The organism is Cupriavidus sp. NPDC089707, from assembly GCF_044748965.1.
In the GTDB taxonomy this organism is placed as follows: Bacteria; Pseudomonadota; Gammaproteobacteria; order Burkholderiales; family Burkholderiaceae; genus Cupriavidus.
This window is the reverse complement of sequence record NZ_JBIVHB010000004.1, coordinates 198,119-214,257: the sequence shown is the minus strand read 5'-3', so window position 1 is coordinate 214,257 and position 16,139 is coordinate 198,119. Positions and strand designations below refer to the sequence as shown.

Below are 16,139 nucleotides of genomic sequence, written 5' to 3'. Positions count from 1 at the left end.
TCGCATTTCAAGTTACTGGAATGACTGCCTCTGACCCGACGAGTTCCACCGCTGGCGACCCCTCCGACCAACATGGCGCGGGCGCCACACCGGCACCGGCTGATCTGGCGGGCCCGACGGCGGGGCTTGTCCCCGGCGAGGGCCCCGGGACCATGGCTACCGGCGCCTTTGCCGTCACTGCGGCGCAGGCATTGCCGCAGGGACTGCAGGCGGCCGATTGCGGCGGCCACGTATTGTACTCGGCAGCGTATTCGCACTACGCGCGGCGGGTGCTGCAGGCGCGCCCCGAACTGCCCGCGGTGATCGCGGCGGCGGCCGGACAGCCGCTTTCGCGCGCGTGGATGGAGGCGCGGCTGCAGGCGCTGCACGAACCCTCGGCCGATGCCGAGGAAGCCACCAAGCGCACCTTGCGCCGGCTGCGCGCTGAAGTCATGTGCGCAGTGATCGAGCGCGACCTGCGCGGCCTGGCCGCGCTGGGCGAAATCACCGGCGCCATGACCGACCTGGCCGAGCTGGCGATCCAGCATGGCCTGGCGGTGCTCGGCGCTGATCTGGCCGCCACCTTCGGCCGCCCGGTCGGGGAGCAAAGCGGGGAAGTGCAGGAGCTGGTGGTGGTCGGCATGGGCAAGCTCGGCGGGCGCGAGCTGAATGTCTCGTCCGACATCGACCTGATCTTCCTGTATGACGAAGACGGCGACACGCAGGGCGGCACGCGCAGCCTGTCCAACCATGAGTATTTCATCCGCCTCGGGCGCCGCCTGATCAACCTGCTCGCCGAAGTGACCGCCGACGGCTACGTGTTCCGCGTCGACATGCGGCTGCGGCCCAATGGCGACGCCGGTCCGCTGGCGTGCAGCCTTGGCATGCTGGAGGAATACCTGGTGGTGCAGGGGCGCGAGTGGGAGCGCTACGCCTGGATCAAGGGCCGCGTGGTGTCGGCGCTCGACACGCCGCACGCGCAGCGTACCGCCGGCCTGCTGGCGCGGCTGACCACGCCGTTCGTGTTCCGCCGCTACCTGGACTACGGCGTGATCGCGGCGATCCGCTCGCTGCATGCGCAGATCCGCAGCGAGGCCGCCAAGCGCAGCGGCGGGCTGGCGGGACACGGCATGAGTATCGGCGGCCAGCGCTCTTTCAATATCAAGCTCGGCCGCGGCGGTATCCGCGAGATCGAATTCATGGCGCAGGTGTTCCAGCTGATCCGCGGCGGCCAGGATCCCGCGCTGCGCGTGCGGCCGACGCTCGAAGTGCTCGGCGTGGCCGTCGAGCGCGGCCTGCTGCCTCCCGGCCAGGCCGGACAGCTGGGCGACGCCTACCGCTTCCTGCGCCAGCTGGAGCACCGCCTGCAGTATCGCGACGACGCCCAGACCCATCACCTGCCGACCTCGGAAGATGAGCAGCTTGCGGTGGCGCGGATGATGGGCTGTGCCAACTGGAACGAACTGCTGGCGCGGCTGGCGGTGCTGCAGGAGCCGGTGGCGCAGCAGTTCGAGGCAACCTTCTCCGATCCTGACGCCGCGCCGTGCGAAGCGCTGTGGCCCGACATCGTGCTCGACGACAACGCCGCGCGCGCACAGGACAACCCACAGCCGGACGGCGCCGCGCAGGCACAGGGCGGGCAGGGCGGGCCGGGTGGGTGCGACGACGATGCCACGCCGTGCCGGCGCCTGCAGGCGGCCGGCTTCACCGACTGCACCGGCCTGCTTGACCGGCTGCGCGCGATCGCGTCGTCGCTGCGCTACCGTGCGCTGTCCGAGTCCAGCCGTGCCCGCTTCGACCAGCTGGTGAACCGCGCGCTCGACCTGGCCGCGCGCCAGGACGACGCCGACAGCACCATCGCGCGCTTTATCGACTTCCTCGAGGCCATCAGCCGGCGCGCCTCCTACCTGTCGCTGCTGTCGGAGTACCCGCAGGCGATGGACCGCGTCGCGCAGACGCTGCACGCCTCGCGCTGGGCCGCGGCCTACCTGACGCGCCACCCGCAGCTGCTCGACGAACTCCTCGACAGCGATGCGCTGGCCGGGGCGCCCGACTGGGCCGCGTTCCGCAAGCGCCTGCACGAGCGGCTGCTCGCCGCCGAAGGGCAGGTCGAGCACCAGATGGACATCCTGCGCCGCGAGCACCATGCCGAGACCTTCCGCGTACTGCTGCAGGACCTGCACGGCATGCTGACGGTGGAGCAGGTGGCCGACCGCCTGTCGGACCTGGCCGACGCCATGCTCGATGCCACGCTGGAGACGGTGTGGCGCCAGCTCGCCACACGTCATCGCGACACGCCGCGTTTCGCGGTGATCGCCTACGGCCGGCTCGGCGGCAAGGAGCTGGGCTATGCCTCGGACCTCGATATCATCTTCCTGTATGACGACGAGCACGAGCGCGCGCCCGATGTCTACGCCGCCTTCGCGCGCCGGCTGATCACCTGGCTTACCAGCCATACCGCGGCCGGTGCGCTGTTCGACGTCGATACGCGGCTGCGCCCCAACGGCGCCGCCGGCCTGCTGGTCACCAGCTTCGACGCCTTCCGCCGCTACCAGCTGCGCGAGGGCGACAACACCGCATGGGTGTGGGAACACCAGGCGCTCACGCGCGCGCGCTTTTGTGCCGGCGATGCGGCCATCGGCGATCGCTTCGAGGCGCTGCGCGACGAGGTGCTGCGCCAGGAGCGCGATGCCGCGGTACTGCGCGGCGAGATCGCGCAGATGCGCCGCAAGGTGGCTGAGGGCCATCCCAATCCCACCAGCCTGTTCGACCTCAAGCACGACCGCGGCGGCATGGTCGACATCGAGTTCACGGTGCAGTACCTGGTGCTGCTGCACAGCCGCGCGCATCCGCAACTGACGCGCAACGCGGGCAATATCGCGCTGCTGCGCGAAGCCGGCGAACTCGGGCTGATCGATGCCGCGCTGGCCGCGGCGGTGGGCGACGCCTACCGGTTGTTCCGCGCGCGCCAGCACCAGTTGCGGCTCGACGGCCAGGCGCACGCGCGCGTGGCGTCGGAATCTGTCGCCACGCAGACGGCGCAGGTGCGCACGCTGTGGCAGGCCGTGTTCGGTGACGACTGAGGCCACGACAGCCACGCCGGCCGCGGCGGTTCCGAGCCGGCCCGCCGGTGCCTCATGGCCGGGACTGCTGGCGGCGATTGCGCTGGTCTGGGCGCTGTCGGCCGGCTTCACGTTCCTGCCGTGGTGGCACGCGCACGGGCTCTACCTGCGCGATGCGGTGCGGCTCGATGGCCAGTGGTGGCGGCTGGCCACCGCCATGTGGGTGCACCTTGACGCGATGCACTGGCTGGCCAACGCACTTGCGGCCGCGGGCCTGCTGGCGCTGGCCGGGCGCGCGGCGCGGGCGCGCGCCATGCTGCTGGTGCTGGTGGCCTGCGGCCTTGCCGTGCAGATCGCGCTGCTGCGCGTGCCATCGGTCGGCTGGTATGGCGGCTTGTCCGGCGCCTTGCACGGGCTGGCGCTGTGGGGCGGGCTCAGCCTGTTGCGCGCGCCCGGGTTATCGCGCGTGCTCGGCGTGCTGCTGTGCCTGGGCGTGCTGGCCAAGGTGTGGCTGGAGCAATCGTGGCTGGCGCCGGTCCTGTTTGACCCGTCCTGGGGCTTCGGCGTGGTGCGCGCCGCGCACGCAGCCGGCGCGGTGGCCGGGCTACTGTGCTGGGTGGTGCAGGAGTGGTGGCTGGCGCGGCGGCCGCTGCGCAGCGCCGACGGCGGCTGAGCGACACCGTCTGCGCCGGCTGCGTCAGGCGCGCCGGCGCAGGGCGAAGGCAAGCAGGCCCGAGCAGGCCAGCGCCAGCGCCAGCCAGTGTGGCACCGCACCGCCGCCACCGCCATCATTGGACGGAGCCGGTGCCGCCGCGGCTGGCGGCGCCGACACGGCCGCCGCCAGCGCATTGTCGGCATCGAGCAAGCCCGCGCCGCACACGCCCGGGTTGGTGGCGCAATAGGTGCCGGAAGGGTGCGGCCGCGCCGAGGACTTCAACGCCGCGGTCACTTGCGCCGGCGTCAGCGATCCGTTCAGCGCAAACATCATCGCCACTACGCCCGACACCATCGGCGCCGCGAAGCTGGTGCCGGCATTGCTTGCTGTTACTACATAGTTGCCAGGCGCAGTCTTTCCATCGTTGCTCAAGGCGTACATTGACGAGGGCGTGACTGAGCAGGAGTTGTCACTCTGTTCATGCGGAGTTCCACAGCCTCCGCCTGGCGCACTGATTGTCACTTGGGAGCCGACATTCGCATAGGCGGCGTGCTCGCCGTCATTGACATGTGCTGTGACAGCAATCACGCCCTGGCAATCGGCGGGCGCCTCGACTGCCGGGTTTCTGTTACCGGCCGCTGCTACCACGATCACACCGCGCGCTATCAGGTCGTTGACGGCGTCCTGTTCGGGTTTGCTACAGGTGCCGCCACCAAGGCTGATGTTCACCACGCGCGCTGGCGTAGAGTTGTTTGGCACGCCTGGCACCGGCATGCCGCCGGCCCAGCGCATGGCATCAATGGTATCGGACAGCTGCGCGCCGCAGCGGCCCGATACTCGCAAAGGCAGGATGCGCGCGTTCCAGTCGACGCCAGCGATGTCCTGCGCGTTGTTGGTCAGTGCTCCCAGAACACTCGCCACGCGGGTGCCATGCCAGGTATTCGTTCGCGGAGGCAATGGCTGATTGGGACACGTGGCTTCATCCGGCACATAGTCGCCGGCATCATTAGCATCACTGTCTCGTCCGTCACCATCGTTGGATATTGATTCGCTGCTGATGAAGTCATAGCCCGGCAGCAGCCGGGCGGCCAGGTCTGGGTGTTGCAGCACGCCGGTATCGACCACCGCGATCACGATGCCGCTGCTGCCGCGCGTGCGGTCCCAGGCGCGCGGCAGATTGACGCCGCCGACCGCGGTGCCGGTGCCCAGCAGGTAAGGCTGGTTGGCGCGGAATTCCGGGTCGTTGGGCAGGGTATCGTGCAGCCGCAGCCAGCGGTCCGGCACGGCGTCGGCGACGCGCGGATCCTGGCGCAGGCGCGCGGCGGCGGCTTCCGGGTCGGTGGCCAGTTCGTCCGGCACCTGCAGCAGGTCCATGTTGCCGCCCATGGGCCGGCGCAGCGTGGCGGCGATGCCGGTGCGCTCGCGCAGTTGCTGCAGCGGACTCGTTGCTGACGCGGCCGACTCCTTGCCGGTCACGCTGGAGGTGCCATCGCGCCAGCGCACGATGATCTGGCCGGTGTAGGCCGGGGCCGAAGCCGAAGGGGGTGAGCGGGGCGCGGGGCCTGCTGCCAGCGCGGCGGTTGTCGGTGCCGCAGCGCACAGAGCAGCGATGGTGGTCAGGGATGCCAGAAATCGGCGCAACGCGAAGCAGTGACGGAAGACGGACTGCGCGGGATGCAGCATGTATTCCTCCAGAGGCACCCCGCGCGCCATCGGACACGCAAGGGAATCCTATGTAGGGAATACGATCCGCTCCATTTGCGCAAGGGCTACCGAAGGTTTAGAACCCGCCACTTCCGGACGGATTCCGCAGGCACGCTCAGCTCTTGGGCATATCCCGGCTGGTCGGCATGGTGCGGTTCGGCTGGATCAGCCGGTCCGGCTCGGCGGCCTCGATACGCGGGGAGGCGCGCAGCGTATCAACCGCCTGGTCGATGGTGGCATCCGCCGATTTGGAGATCGCCGTCACCAGCCAGACCCCGCCCGACATGGGGCGCTTGATGACATAGCGGATCGGTCCCTTGATCTCGGCCAGCAGCTTGCCGGCATCCTCGGACATGTCGACCGCGGGCGGCTTGAACTTGACCATGATGTCGCCCAGCGCGCGGTCGTCGGTGATGCTGCCCGGCGGCGGGGCGGAAGCCCCGGAGTGCGCCTGGCAGCCGGACAGTGCCAGCAGGGCGGCCGTGGCCGCGGTGGCCAGGGCCAGTACGGCGCGCAAGGGGCGGTGGCGGCGGCCTGCCGGCGGCGCGTGGCGGGTCATGGTGGGACTCCTGTGAAAGTTGGTTCGGTAGGCCGATGCGGGCGCGATGTGGCGGCGATGTGGCGGCGATGCGGCGGCGATGCGGCGGCGATGTGGGGGCGTCAGCCGGCGGCGCGGCGGCCGCGCCGGCTTTCCTTTGCCGTGCCGCGCACCGGGGCGCCAGCCTGGGCTTCGGCGCCTTGCGCCAGCATCTCCTCGGCATGCTGCAACGTGGTCGCGGTGACCGTGGCCCCGCCCAGCATGCGCGCGGTCTCGACCACGCGCCCGGCCGGGTCGAGCACGCGGATACGCGAGCGCGTGACCGAGCCATTACCGCCATCGGTGGTTTCCTTGCTGACGAGCAGGTGCGTGCCGGCCTGCGCGGCGACCTGCGGCAAGTGGGTCACGCACAGCACCTGGCGCGCGCGGCCCAGTTCCTGCAGGCGCCGGCCGACCACTTCGGCGACGGCGCCGCCGATGCCGGTGTCGACTTCGTCGAAGATCAGTGTCGGCGTGGGCGAGGCTTCGCTGGTGATCACGGAGATCGCCAGGCTGATGCGCGCCAGTTCGCCGCCGGACGCGACCCGCGCCAGCGGCCGCGCGCTGACGCCGGCATGGCCGGCCACCAGGAACTCGACCTGCTCCAGGCCGTAGCTCTGGCCTTCTTCCAGCGGGTTCAGTGCGGCGACGAAGCTGCCACCCGCCATCGACAGGCCCTGCATGGCGTCGGTGACCGCGGCCGACAGTGCCTGCGCGGCTTGCGAGCGCGCATGGCCGAGGTGTTGTGCCAGCGTCAGGTAGGCAGCCTTGGCAGCGGCTTCGCGCGCCATCACCTTGTTCAGGTCCTGCGCGGCCTGCAGGTCGTCGAGCTGCTGGCGGCGCGCCAGCAGTTCATCGGGCAGTTGCTCGGGAGGCAGGCGGTACTTGCGCGCGGTGGCGTGCAGCGCCTGCATGCGTTCTTCAACGGCCTGCAGCCGTTCGGGATCCAGCTCGAGCCGGTCGACGTAGCGGGTCAGCGAGTGCGCGGCTTCCTCGGCCTGCACCTGGGCGGGCTCGAGCGCGGCCAGCACGTCGCGAAGCGCCGGGTCGACGTCGGCCAGTTGCTGCAGCCGGTGCACGATCGTGTTCAGCGCCGACAGCACCGAGCCGTCGGCCTCGGACAGCGCGTCCAGCGCCGCTCGGCTGCCGTCGATCAGACCGGCGGCATGCGACAGGCGGTTGTACTCGGCCTGGATCTCTTCCCATTCGCCTGGCTGCGGGTTGAGCTTGTCGAGCTCGCCGACCTGCCACTCCAGCCGCTCGCGCTCGAGCTGCATCTCGCGCGACTGGTGCTCGACCGCCTCGCGCTGGCGCACGCAGGCGCGCCACGCGCGCCAGGCCTCGGCCACCGCGCCGGCCTGCTGGGTCAGCCCGGCGTGGGCGTCGAACAGCAGGCGCTGCGCATCCGGGCGCAGCAGCAGCTGGTGCGCGTGCTGCCCGTGGATATCGACCAGCTGGTCCCCCACTTCGCGCAACTGGGCCAGCGTGGCCGCGGCGCCGTTGATAAAGGCCTTGCTGCGGCCGCCGGCATCGACCGTACGCCGCAGCAGCACCGAGCCGGCGCCGTCTTCGTCTTCGGTATTGAGCTCGCGCTCGGTCAGCCAGGCGTCGAGCGCAGGGTGGGTCGAGAAGGTGGCGCTGATGCTGGCGCGTGGGGCGCCTTCGCGCACGATGCCGGCGTCGGCTCGCTCACCCAGCACCAGGGCCAGGGCGTCGATCAGGATCGACTTGCCGGCGCCGGTCTCGCCGGTAAAGACGGTGAAGCCAGAAGTGAAATCCAGGTCGAGCGAGTCGACAATGACGAAATCGCGGATGGACAGGCTGCGCAGCATCGTGGCGGATCGTGGCGGAAAGTGAGATCGGTCCGGGAAGTCGGGCTGGCGTCGGATCGGGGTGGCTAGCTCGGGCTCTGGGGGCGGATCAGAGGCGGTTGTCTTCGGACGGGTATTCGTGCCAGTGCAGCTTCTTGCGCAGCGTGGCGTAGTAGTTGTAGCCCACCGGGTGCAGCAGGTTGATGCTCTTCTCCGAGCGCCGCACCACGATACGGTCGCCGGGCAGCAGCGAGGTCAGCGACTGCATGTCGAAATTGACGCTGGCGTCGCGCGCGCTGGCGACCTCGATGGTGACCTCGGCATCATGCGGCAACACGATCGGCCGGTTAGACAGCGCATGCGGGGCGATCGGCACCAGCACCACGCCCGACAGCGTCGGGTGCAGGATCGGGCCGCCGGCGGACAGCGCATAGGCAGTCGATCCGGTCGCGGTCGATACGATCAGGCCGTCCGAACGCTGGTTGTACATAAAGTAGCCATCAACGGACACCGCCAGCTCGACCATGCCGGAAATGCCCGAGCGGTTCACCACCACGTCGTTCAGCGCCAGCGCGGAAAAAATGACGCTGTCGTCGCGTACCACGCGTGACTCGAGCAGCAGCCGGTTCTCGGCCTCGTAGCGGCCGTCGAGCATGTCCGGCAGCACCGTGTGCGCGTCTTCCAGCGCGATGTCGGTCATGAAACCGAGCCGCCCGTGGTTGACCCCGATCAGCGGCACGTCGTAGCCGGCCAGCTGGCGGGCAAGGCCCAGCAGCGTGCCGTCGCCGCCCAGCACCACCGCCACGTCCGCGTGCTTGCCGATTTCCTCGGCCGACAGGGCAGGGTAGGCGGTCAGCCCGGTGGCCAGCGCGGTTTCGCGCTCGAACACCACGTCCTGGCCGTTGCGCAGGATATAAGAGGCGATCTCCTCCAGCGGTCCTTCGATGCCGGCGGTCGAGTAGCGGCCCACCAGGGCGACGGTGTTGAACGAAGTGCGCAAGGCGCTGGCTCTCGGGGGGGCGGACATGCCGGGATTAGACCATACCGCCGCTGCCGTTGCCAGCAGGTGCCGGCGCCGCAACCCAGGCAGGGCGCCAGAAGGTCTAAAACTTGCGTAAAATCGGGGCATCATGGATGAACGCTCCAAAACGCTGCTCAAGACCCTGATCGAGCGCTACATCGCCGAAGGCCAGCCGGTCGGGTCCCGCACCCTGTCGAAGTTCTCGGGGCTGGACCTGTCGCCAGCGACCATCCGCAATGTGATGTCCGATCTCGAGGAAATGGGCTTTATCGCCAGCCCGCACACATCGGCCGGCCGCATCCCGACGCCGCGCGGGTACCGGCTGTTCGTCGATTCCATGCTGACGGCCAAGCCGCTGGAGCGCAACGCCGACCTGGCCGAGCTGACCGGCCAGATCCAGGGCCAGCTGGGCGCCCAGCAACTTGGGCCGCAGCGCATGATCACGGCGGCGGCGCGCACGCTGTCCAACCTGTCGCACTTCGCCGGCGTGGTGATGACGCCGCGGCGCGCGCAGGCGTTTCGGCAGATCGAATTCATGCGCCTGTCCGACAAGCGCATCCTGCTGATCATCGTCAGTCCCGAGGGCGACGTGCAGAACCGGATCATCCAGACCGAGCTGTCATACACCCCGGCCCAGCTGATCGAGGCGGCCAACTACTTCAACTCGCACTACGGCGGCATGAGCTTCGACGCCGTGCGCAGCCACCTGCGCGTCGAGCTGCGGGACCTGCGCCGCGACATGTCGCAGCTGATGCAGGCGGCGGTCGAGGCCGGCAGCGTGGCCGACGACGAGGAAGACGACCACGTCTATATCAGCGGCGAACGCAAGCTGCTGGAAGTGGAAGACCTGTCTTCCAGCATGGACAAGCTGCGCCGGCTGTTCGACGTGTTCGAGCACAAGACCAGCCTGCTGCAGCTGCTCGACGTCTCCAGCCATGCGCAGGGCGTGCAGATCTTCATCGGCGGCGAAAGCCAACTGGTGCCGCTGGAAGACATGGCGGTCATCACCGCGCCATACGAGGTCGACGGGCAGATCGTCGGCACCCTCGGCGTGATCGGCCCGACACGCATGGCATACGAGCGCGTGATCCCGATCGTAGACATCACCGCGCGGCTGCTGTCCAGCGCGCTGAGCCAGAACCAGTGACGCGGCTGGCCGGTCTGACAAGCTGCCCCATTCCTACCGAGCGCCGCCTGCGCCGGCGCGCCGCCATGGCGCGTTCCCGGCCGCGCGCCAACCCGGAAGCGACATGACGTTTTCACCCGAACCGGTCTACCAGCACGGGCAGGCGCCGCGCACGGCGATCCTGCTGGTCAACCTGGGCACCCCCGATGCACCCACGCCCAAGGCGGTAGGCCGCTACCTGAAGGAATTCCTGTCAGACCCGCGCGTGGTCGAGATCCCGCGCGCCGCCTGGCTGCCGCTGCTGCATGGCGTGATCCTGCCGCTGCGCTCGCGTGCGTCGGCGCTGAAGTACGAGTCGATCTGGCTGCGCGAGGCGCATATGACCGGCTCGCCGCTGCTGGTCTACAGCGAGCGCCAGGCGCATGCGCTGCAGCGGCTGCTGAGCCAGAACGGCCACGAGGTGACGGTGGCGTGCGCCATGCGCTACGGCAACCCGTCGATCGCGTCAGTGATGGAAGCGCTGCGCCGCCAGGGCTGCGAACAGGTGCTGGTGCTGCCTATGTACCCACAGTACTCCGGCACCACTACCGCCACCGCGTTCGACGAGGTCTTCCGCGTGCTGGGCCAATGGCGCAACCAGCCCGAGCTGCGGCTGGTCAAACATTTCCATGACCACCCGGCGTATATCTCGGCGCTGCACCAGCAGGTCGGGGCCTACTGGTCACGGCATGGCATGCCCGACTTCGCGCACGGCGACAAGCTGATCCTGTCGTTCCACGGCGTGCCGCGGCGCACGCTGGAGCTGGGCGACCCGTATCACTGCGAGTGCCTGAAGACCGGCCGGCTGCTCGGCGATGCGCTGGGCTTGCAGCCGGGGCAGTACCAGGTGACGTTTCAGTCTCGTTTTGGCAAGGCAGAGTGGCTGCAGCCGTACACGGCCCCGACCCTGGCGGAGCTGGGCAAGGTTGGCGCCGGCCGGGTCGACGTGTTCTGTCCGGGCTTTCCGGCGGACTGCATCGAGACGCTTGAGGAAATCGCGATGGAAGGGCAGACCGAATTCAAGGTCGCGGGCGGCAAGGATTTCCACTTTATTCCTTGCATGAACGACTCGGCGCCGTGGGTGGCGGCGATGGCGGAGATTGCCCTGCAGCATCTGCAGGGGTGGCCGCTCAATACGCCGCACCCGCATGAACTGGAAGTGCGCCGCTCGCGCGCACAGACCCGGGGAGCCGCAGCATGAATGTGGATTTCGAAGCGGATGCGCGCCAGCGCATCGACAAATGGCTATGGTGCGCGCGCTTCTTCAAGACGCGCTCGCTTGCGGCCGAGGCTGTGGAGCGGGGCAAGGTGACCGTCAACGGTCAACTGGTCAAGAATTCTCGCGAAGTGCGGCCTGGCGACAAGGTTGCACTTGAAGCGCACCAGCAGCGCTGGGAGCTGCAGGTGAAGGGCATTGCCCCGGCGCGCGGCCCGGCGCCGGTGGCGCAGACGCTGTATGAAGAGAGCGCCGACAGCCAGGCACGCCGGCAGGCCGAGGCCGAGCGCCGCCGCCTGCAGCCGGAGCCCGCCGCACAGTTGCAGGGGCGCCCGACCAAGCGCGACCGCCGCCGCATCGATGATTTCCGGCACTGACGTGGCAGAAATGACACGCGGCGGCGCCGGCAGGATGCCGGGGCCGCCGCGGTGCGGGCGTGTGTCCGGGAAAGTTGCGCGGGCGCCTATTCCTGCGAAACTTCCTGGCTGACGATAGGAACGATGTAGTGCTTGAACACCGCCTTGCCACTGCCATACTCGGTATCGCGCGGCGTAAAGGCGCCGGACAGGCAGATAAAGGCGGTCATGACCGCCAGGGCGGCCACGAGGCAGAGCGTCACGACTGGCAGCTTATGCATGGCCAACCTTTCGGAAAAGGCACAAAAATGAACCATCTCCAAGCCCCCGGCATTTTTGTCATTTTTCTTAATGTGAATCTTAGTGAGTGCAGTGCAGCAAAGCAATAAGGCGTCAACTGCATAAGCTACGCCTTTGTAACCGCTTGTTTCCGCGTCTCGCTGGCGCCACTCTTGAAATCCGGCGTGGCGCCACCAATTGCCCGCTAAACACGCCGATTGACCCACCGCGGCCGTGCCCACGGACGGCCGCGCCAATGCATTGATACGGATCGACATGGAAGAACAGAAGCAGACGCCATCCACCCCGACGCCCAACGACGAAGCCAGCGCTGCCGCCGCGCAGGAGACCGCCGCGCCGGAGGCTGCCGTCGTGGAGGACGTGGCGGCCCAGCTGGCCGCCCTGGAAGCCAAGGCGCGTGAGCACTACGACCTGTACATGCGCGCGGTCGCGGAAGGCGAGAACATCCGCCGCCGGGCGCAGGAAGACGTTGCCAAGGCCCACAAATTCGCCATCGAGAACTTCGCCGACAACCTGCTGCCGGTGATGGACAGCCTGCAGGCCGCGCTGGCGGATGGCTCCGGCGATATCGCCAAGCTGCGCGAAGGCGTCGAACTGACCGCGCGCCAGCTGGCCGCCGCGTTCGAGCGCGGCAAGATCGTGGAACTGAATCCGGTCGGCGAGAAGTTCGACCCGCACCGCCACCAGGCCATTTCGATGGTGCCGGCAGACCAGGAGCCCAACACCGTCGTCACCGTGCTGCAGCGCGGCTATACCATTGCCGACCGCGTGCTGCGCCCGGCGCTGGTGACGGTGACGGCACCGAAGTAAGCCGGACTGCTTAGCGGCTGACGTTGCGCCCGGTGCCGTTCAGGCCCGGGCGTTTTGCTTTTTATGCCTTTGCCGGAGCCAATCATGTCAAGCGAATCGCCTGCCGGAGTGCCCTCCGCGGACCAGGCCGCGGCACCGCACCTTGACCACCGCGCCTTCGAGGCCTTCGGCATGCGCCAGGTCGACGACGCCAGCATCGACGCCGCGATTGCGCAGTCCGGCGATGCGCTGGTGTGCGTGTTCTTCTGGGGTGTGGATTGCTTCAATTGCGAGATGGCAAAGAAAGCCATGCTCGCCAAGCCCGAACCAATCCGGGCGCTGGGCCTGCACTGGCTGCATGCCAACGTCTATGAGCACCCCTCACTGGGCAAGCGCTTCGGCCTGCACGGCATCCCGGTGTTCATGTTCTTCCAGGACGGCAAGAAGCTGGGCCGTGCCACCGGCTGGCATGGCCATGGCCAGTTTGCCGCCGCCGTCGCCAATGCCCGGCTGAAGGCGGGTGGCAAGCCGCTGGCGGGGTAAGGCGGCTTGCCCACGGGCATCAGGGCTTTAGCGCGACAGCGCGTAGCCGATGCGGAACTGCCAGGGCAGCTTGTGGTTGTAGTCGAGCAGGCTTTCGCCGTAGCCGACAAAGTAACCCGCCATCAGGTAACCCGCGGTACCCGGCAGCAGCCGCGCCAACGGATAGGTGACCTGCGCATCGACGCTGCCATACCACTTGCGCGTGCCCTTGCGCAGCGTGGCGGAAAACTCCCACGAATCCGGACGCCCGTATGCAATGCCCAGGTCCATATAGCCGCGGTAGTGGGCGATGTCCGGATTGTCGCCCTTTTCCACATAGGCATAGAGCTTGGGCGCGACCCGCCAGTGCCAGTCGTTCTGGTCGCCGAAGTAGAACGTCGGCTTGACGAACACGGTATTGATGCTGCGCGACTCGCCGCCGCTGCGGCCGTTGGACTCGTGCTCCATGCCGGCCGCCAGCGACAGCCGGCTGATGGCGCCGTTGCGCACGCCGGTATCCGACAGGTAGTAGAACAGGCTCGGCCGGTAGTTGGTGTCGTGGAACGGCTTGGACTGCTCCGACAGGTCCCAAAGCGAGAACTGGGTGAAGCCGAAGTAGAGGTTGTCGAACAGGCTTTTCGATGCCGGGTCCTCGCCCTCGAAGATCCGGTACTTGAAGCTGAACTGGAACTTGGCGTTGGCGCCGTCGTGCGCGCCGACGGTGAAGAACATCGGGTCGTAGAACGACAGGCGCGCGCTGTCGCGCAGGTCCGCCGGCACCGGCGCGGTGGCGCTTGCGCTGGTCACAGACGTGATGGGAACCGGGGCCGCCTCCGCGGCTTCGCCAGCAGGCCCCGGCGTCGCGGCTACCGCGGGCGGGGCGGCGGTGGCCGTCTCGCCCGGCTGGGGCAGCCGGTTCAGCGTGACCAGCACCGGCGCGGCGTCAATGCCGGTCGCATCGAGCCGAACCTGGCCGCGTAACTGCGGCGGCAGGGTCGCGGTGTAGCGGATGGCGCGGTGCTCGCCGCGGCGCAGGTTGACCATGGCAGGTCCGGATACCTCGCGCCACAGTACCAGTCGTACCGGCGCCTGCATTTCGCTCGACGCGGTGACTTCCAGCGTATCGGGGATACGGTATCGGCGTGTCGCGCCGTCGGCGCTGACCACCAGTGTCAGCGTCAGCGGCTGGTTGCCGTCGATCAAGCGCGGCGGCTGCAGCAGCGCCACGCCGGCGTGGCCGGCCAGGGGCCAGGCCAGCGCCAGGAACAGGCAGAGGGGGGCGACGGCGCGGCTGGCAGGCAGCGGCCGGCGGGGCAGGGTCAATCGGGACATGATGCAGGGCACCGCGGGCGCGGCTTGAGCGGCGCACGCGGCATCGGGAAATTCGGAACCCGCAAAGCCTACCACGCGGTAGAAATCGGGTTGTGACGAAATGTACGCAGCCGGTCAGCAGCCGGCTGGAGTGGCGCTCAGCGCATCGCGCGCCGGCGCACGCTGTCGACGTACTGGTCGCCGTCCGGTGGCAGGCCGCTGCGCTGTGCCTGCCACAGCATCTCGCCCAGGCACTCCATCACCTGGTGCTGGGCCTCGTGCGGCGAGTCGAGCCGGCGCGCAAGCGCCTCGTAGGCCTCGCGGATGCCGCGCGGCTGATCGACGCAGACCTGCTCGGAGATCGACAGGTGCATCGCCAGGTGCAGGAACGGATTGGTCTGGCCTTGCTCGGGTGTGTAGTCCTGCGTCAGCGCGCCTTCGGTGTCGCGCAGCAGCTCGTGGTACTCGGGATGCTCGCCGATCCAGTCGACGGCAATGACTTCCAGCGGCGTCAGCACGCTGCCCGCGATCTGCTTCTGCCAGGCTTCGCAGAAGAAACGGCGGACTTCTTCTCGTGAGGGATTAAACATGGTGGCGCCATTGTAAACGAGGGGCGTGGCGAGCGCTGGCGCGCCGGCGGCGCCAAGTAGAATGCGGGATCGTCGACTTCGCGCCACCTTCATGACCGCCTCCGCCTCCACCACCGCCCAGGAACAGGCCCGTGCCAAGCTTGCCGGGGTGCTGCTGATCGCGGTGTCGGCCAGCGCCTTCGGCGCCATGGCGATCTTTGCGCGCTTTGCCTATGCGGCCGGTGCCGACGTCTATGGCTTGCTGCTCGTACGCTTCGTGCTGGCAGCGGCGGCGCTGGCGTGGGTAATGCGCACGCGCGGCATCGGCCTGCCGCCGTGGCGGCGAGTGCTGGCGCTGGCGGCGATGGGCGGCATCGGCTACGTCGGCCAATCGTTCTGCTTCTTCAGTGCGCTGAACCATGCGCAGGCCAGCCTGGTCGCGCTGCTGCTGTACCTGTACCCGCTGTTCGTGACGATCTTGGCCGCGGTATTCCTGAAAGAACGGCTGACCACGGCAGCCGTGATCGCGCTGGTGCTGTGCTCGGTGGGAGCCGGGCTGACGGTCGGCGGTGGCGAGGGTTCGCCGCTGGGCATCGCGCTGGGGCTGGCGGCGGCGGTGATCTATTCCGTCTACATCATCGTCGGCGCGCGCGTGACAGCCGGTGTCAACCCGATTGCCACCACCACGGTGATCTGCACCGCGGCCGCGCTGGTCTACGGCGCGGTCGGCTTGCTGCGCCTTGGCGCGGGCGTGCCGCCGCAGTTCCCCGCCAGTGCCGGCGGCTGGCTGGTGCTGGCGGCGATCGCTCTGCTGTCTACGGTGCTGGCGATCCTGACCTTCTTCGCCGGGCTGCAACGGCTCGGCGCGGCGCAGGCTTCGATGCTGTCGACGCTCGAACCGGTGGTCACGGTGCTGCTGGCGGCGTTGCTGCTGGGCGAGCATATCGGCGGCACGCAGGCGCTTGGCGGCGGGCTGATCCTGGCCGGCGTGCTGTGGCTGACGCGGCGCAGCAGCGCGCCGGCGCCAGCCCGCGGCGACATGCAAGAGAATTGAACGGATCGGTCAAAGACGCTGGCGCGGCACATCCTGGCTCTTGGGTAG

The 16,139-nt window shown here is 68.7% G+C and carries 15 protein-coding genes; 8 read left to right on the top strand and 7 right to left on the bottom strand.

Features of this window, described 5'->3' with window-relative positions:
* Positions 1-20 precede the first annotated feature (20 nt).
* On the top strand, positions 21-3,062 hold the full coding sequence (gene glnE, locus ACIP1U_RS09555; RefSeq protein WP_400314227.1) for a bifunctional [glutamate--ammonia ligase]-adenylyl-L-tyrosine phosphorylase/[glutamate--ammonia-ligase] adenylyltransferase: 3,042 nt from the start codon (positions 21-23) through the stop codon (positions 3,060-3,062).
* Between the two features lie 64 nt (positions 3,063-3,126).
* Positions 3,127-3,714, top strand: coding sequence for a rhombosortase (gene rrtA, locus ACIP1U_RS09550; RefSeq protein WP_400314408.1), 588 nt, complete (start codon positions 3,127-3,129; stop codon positions 3,712-3,714).
* Positions 3,715-3,738: 24 nt separating this feature from the next.
* On the opposite strand, the gene mprA is transcribed toward rrtA, so the two are convergent.
* The 4 genes from mprA to ACIP1U_RS09530 all read right to left on the bottom strand — a co-directional run bounded on the left by mprA (position 3,739) and on the right by ACIP1U_RS09530 (position 8,815).
* The gene (mprA, locus tag ACIP1U_RS09545; RefSeq protein WP_400314226.1) at positions 3,739-5,379 is read right to left on the bottom strand and encodes an MprA protease, GlyGly-CTERM protein-sorting domain-containing form; all 1,641 of its coding nucleotides are present in this window, start codon (positions 5,377-5,379) and stop codon (positions 3,739-3,741) included.
* 136 nt (positions 5,380-5,515) lie between these two features.
* A complete protein-coding gene (locus ACIP1U_RS09540) occupies positions 5,516-5,959 on the bottom strand; it encodes a hypothetical protein (protein WP_400314225.1) in 444 nt (147 codons plus the stop codon).
* A 101-nt stretch (positions 5,960-6,060) separates the two neighbouring features.
* The gene (gene recN, locus ACIP1U_RS09535; protein ID WP_400314223.1) at positions 6,061-7,809 is read right to left on the bottom strand and encodes a DNA repair protein RecN; all 1,749 of its coding nucleotides are present in this window, start codon (positions 7,807-7,809) and stop codon (positions 6,061-6,063) included.
* A gap of 88 nt (positions 7,810-7,897) precedes the next feature.
* Entirely contained in the window at positions 7,898-8,815 is a 918-nt protein-coding gene (locus tag ACIP1U_RS09530; protein ID WP_400314222.1) for an NAD kinase, read from the bottom strand.
* A gap of 103 nt (positions 8,816-8,918) precedes the next feature.
* Here ACIP1U_RS09530 and hrcA point away from each other — a divergent pair, with 103 nt between their 5' ends.
* The 3 genes from hrcA to ACIP1U_RS09515 all read left to right on the top strand — a co-directional run bounded on the left by hrcA (position 8,919) and on the right by ACIP1U_RS09515 (position 11,567).
* Positions 8,919-9,956: a heat-inducible transcriptional repressor HrcA gene (hrcA, locus tag ACIP1U_RS09525; protein WP_400314220.1), complete on the top strand. Its 1,038-nt coding sequence runs from the start codon at positions 8,919-8,921 to the stop codon at positions 9,954-9,956.
* A gap of 103 nt (positions 9,957-10,059) precedes the next feature.
* Positions 10,060-11,175, top strand: a complete 1,116-nt coding sequence (hemH, locus tag ACIP1U_RS09520) for a ferrochelatase (protein ID WP_400314218.1) — start codon at positions 10,060-10,062, stop codon at positions 11,173-11,175.
* A complete protein-coding gene (locus ACIP1U_RS09515; protein ID WP_133097609.1) occupies positions 11,172-11,567 on the top strand; it encodes an RNA-binding S4 domain-containing protein in 396 nt (131 codons plus the stop codon). The genes hemH and ACIP1U_RS09515 overlap by 4 nt, the downstream gene beginning before the upstream one ends.
* An 86-nt stretch (positions 11,568-11,653) precedes the next feature.
* Here the strand turns inward: ACIP1U_RS09515 and ACIP1U_RS09510 are convergent, their stop codons facing one another.
* Complete coding sequence (locus ACIP1U_RS09510) at positions 11,654-12,103, bottom strand: hypothetical protein (protein ID WP_400314414.1); 450 nt, start codon at positions 12,101-12,103, stop codon at positions 11,654-11,656.
* Here ACIP1U_RS09510 and grpE point away from each other — a divergent pair.
* Positions 12,102-12,656 carry a nucleotide exchange factor GrpE gene (grpE, locus tag ACIP1U_RS09505; protein ID WP_400314217.1) on the top strand — a complete coding sequence of 185 codons (555 nt, stop codon included), beginning with the start codon at positions 12,102-12,104 and terminating at the stop codon, positions 12,654-12,656. The genes ACIP1U_RS09510 and grpE overlap by 2 nt on opposite strands.
* A gap of 84 nt (positions 12,657-12,740) precedes the next feature.
* Positions 12,741-13,178, top strand: a complete 438-nt coding sequence (locus ACIP1U_RS09500; protein ID WP_400314216.1) for a thioredoxin family protein — start codon at positions 12,741-12,743, stop codon at positions 13,176-13,178.
* 27 nt (positions 13,179-13,205) lie between these two features.
* Here ACIP1U_RS09500 and ACIP1U_RS09495 read toward each other — a convergent pair whose 3' ends face one another.
* Together ACIP1U_RS09495 and ACIP1U_RS09490 are read right to left on the bottom strand one after the other, a co-directional pair.
* Positions 13,206-14,489 (bottom strand): phospholipase A, encoded by a 1,284-nt coding sequence (locus tag ACIP1U_RS09495; protein ID WP_400314214.1) that lies wholly within the window; start codon positions 14,487-14,489, stop codon positions 13,206-13,208.
* A 137-nt stretch (positions 14,490-14,626) separates the two neighbouring features.
* Positions 14,627-15,058, bottom strand: a complete 432-nt coding sequence (locus ACIP1U_RS09490; protein WP_400314213.1) for a DUF1841 family protein — start codon at positions 15,056-15,058, stop codon at positions 14,627-14,629.
* A 91-nt stretch (positions 15,059-15,149) separates the two neighbouring features.
* On the opposite strand from ACIP1U_RS09490, the gene ACIP1U_RS09485 reads away from it, so the two are divergent.
* Complete coding sequence (locus ACIP1U_RS09485) at positions 15,150-16,091, top strand: DMT family transporter (protein WP_400314211.1); 942 nt, start codon at positions 15,150-15,152, stop codon at positions 16,089-16,091.
* The last annotated feature ends 48 nt before the right edge of the window (positions 16,092-16,139 follow it).

Coding starts and splice junctions, on each gene's coding strand:
- ACIP1U_RS09485 (WP_400314211.1), top strand. CDS start 15,150: ATGACCGCCTCCGCCTCCACCACCGCCCAGGAACAGGCCCGTGCCAAG.
- hrcA (WP_400314220.1), top strand. CDS start 8,919: ATGGATGAACGCTCCAAAACGCTGCTCAAGACCCTGATCGAGCGCTAC.
- ACIP1U_RS09540 (WP_400314225.1), bottom strand. CDS start 5,959: ATGACCCGCCACGCGCCGCCGGCAGGCCGCCGCCACCGCCCCTTGCGC.
- ACIP1U_RS09490 (WP_400314213.1), bottom strand. CDS start 15,058: ATGTTTAATCCCTCACGAGAAGAAGTCCGCCGTTTCTTCTGCGAAGCC.
- ACIP1U_RS09530 (WP_400314222.1), bottom strand. CDS start 8,815: ATGTCCGCCCCCCCGAGAGCCAGCGCCTTGCGCACTTCGTTCAACACC.
- glnE (WP_400314227.1), top strand. CDS start 21: ATGACTGCCTCTGACCCGACGAGTTCCACCGCTGGCGACCCCTCCGAC.
- ACIP1U_RS09515 (WP_133097609.1), top strand. CDS start 11,172: ATGAATGTGGATTTCGAAGCGGATGCGCGCCAGCGCATCGACAAATGG.
- ACIP1U_RS09500 (WP_400314216.1), top strand. CDS start 12,741: ATGTCAAGCGAATCGCCTGCCGGAGTGCCCTCCGCGGACCAGGCCGCG.
- recN (WP_400314223.1), bottom strand. CDS start 7,809: ATGCTGCGCAGCCTGTCCATCCGCGATTTCGTCATTGTCGACTCGCTC.
- ACIP1U_RS09495 (WP_400314214.1), bottom strand. CDS start 14,489: ATGTCCCGATTGACCCTGCCCCGCCGGCCGCTGCCTGCCAGCCGCGCC.
- hemH (WP_400314218.1), top strand. CDS start 10,060: ATGACGTTTTCACCCGAACCGGTCTACCAGCACGGGCAGGCGCCGCGC.
- grpE (WP_400314217.1), top strand. CDS start 12,102: ATGGAAGAACAGAAGCAGACGCCATCCACCCCGACGCCCAACGACGAA.
- ACIP1U_RS09510 (WP_400314414.1), bottom strand. CDS start 12,103: ATGTCGATCCGTATCAATGCATTGGCGCGGCCGTCCGTGGGCACGGCC.
- mprA (WP_400314226.1), bottom strand. CDS start 5,379: ATGCTGCATCCCGCGCAGTCCGTCTTCCGTCACTGCTTCGCGTTGCGC.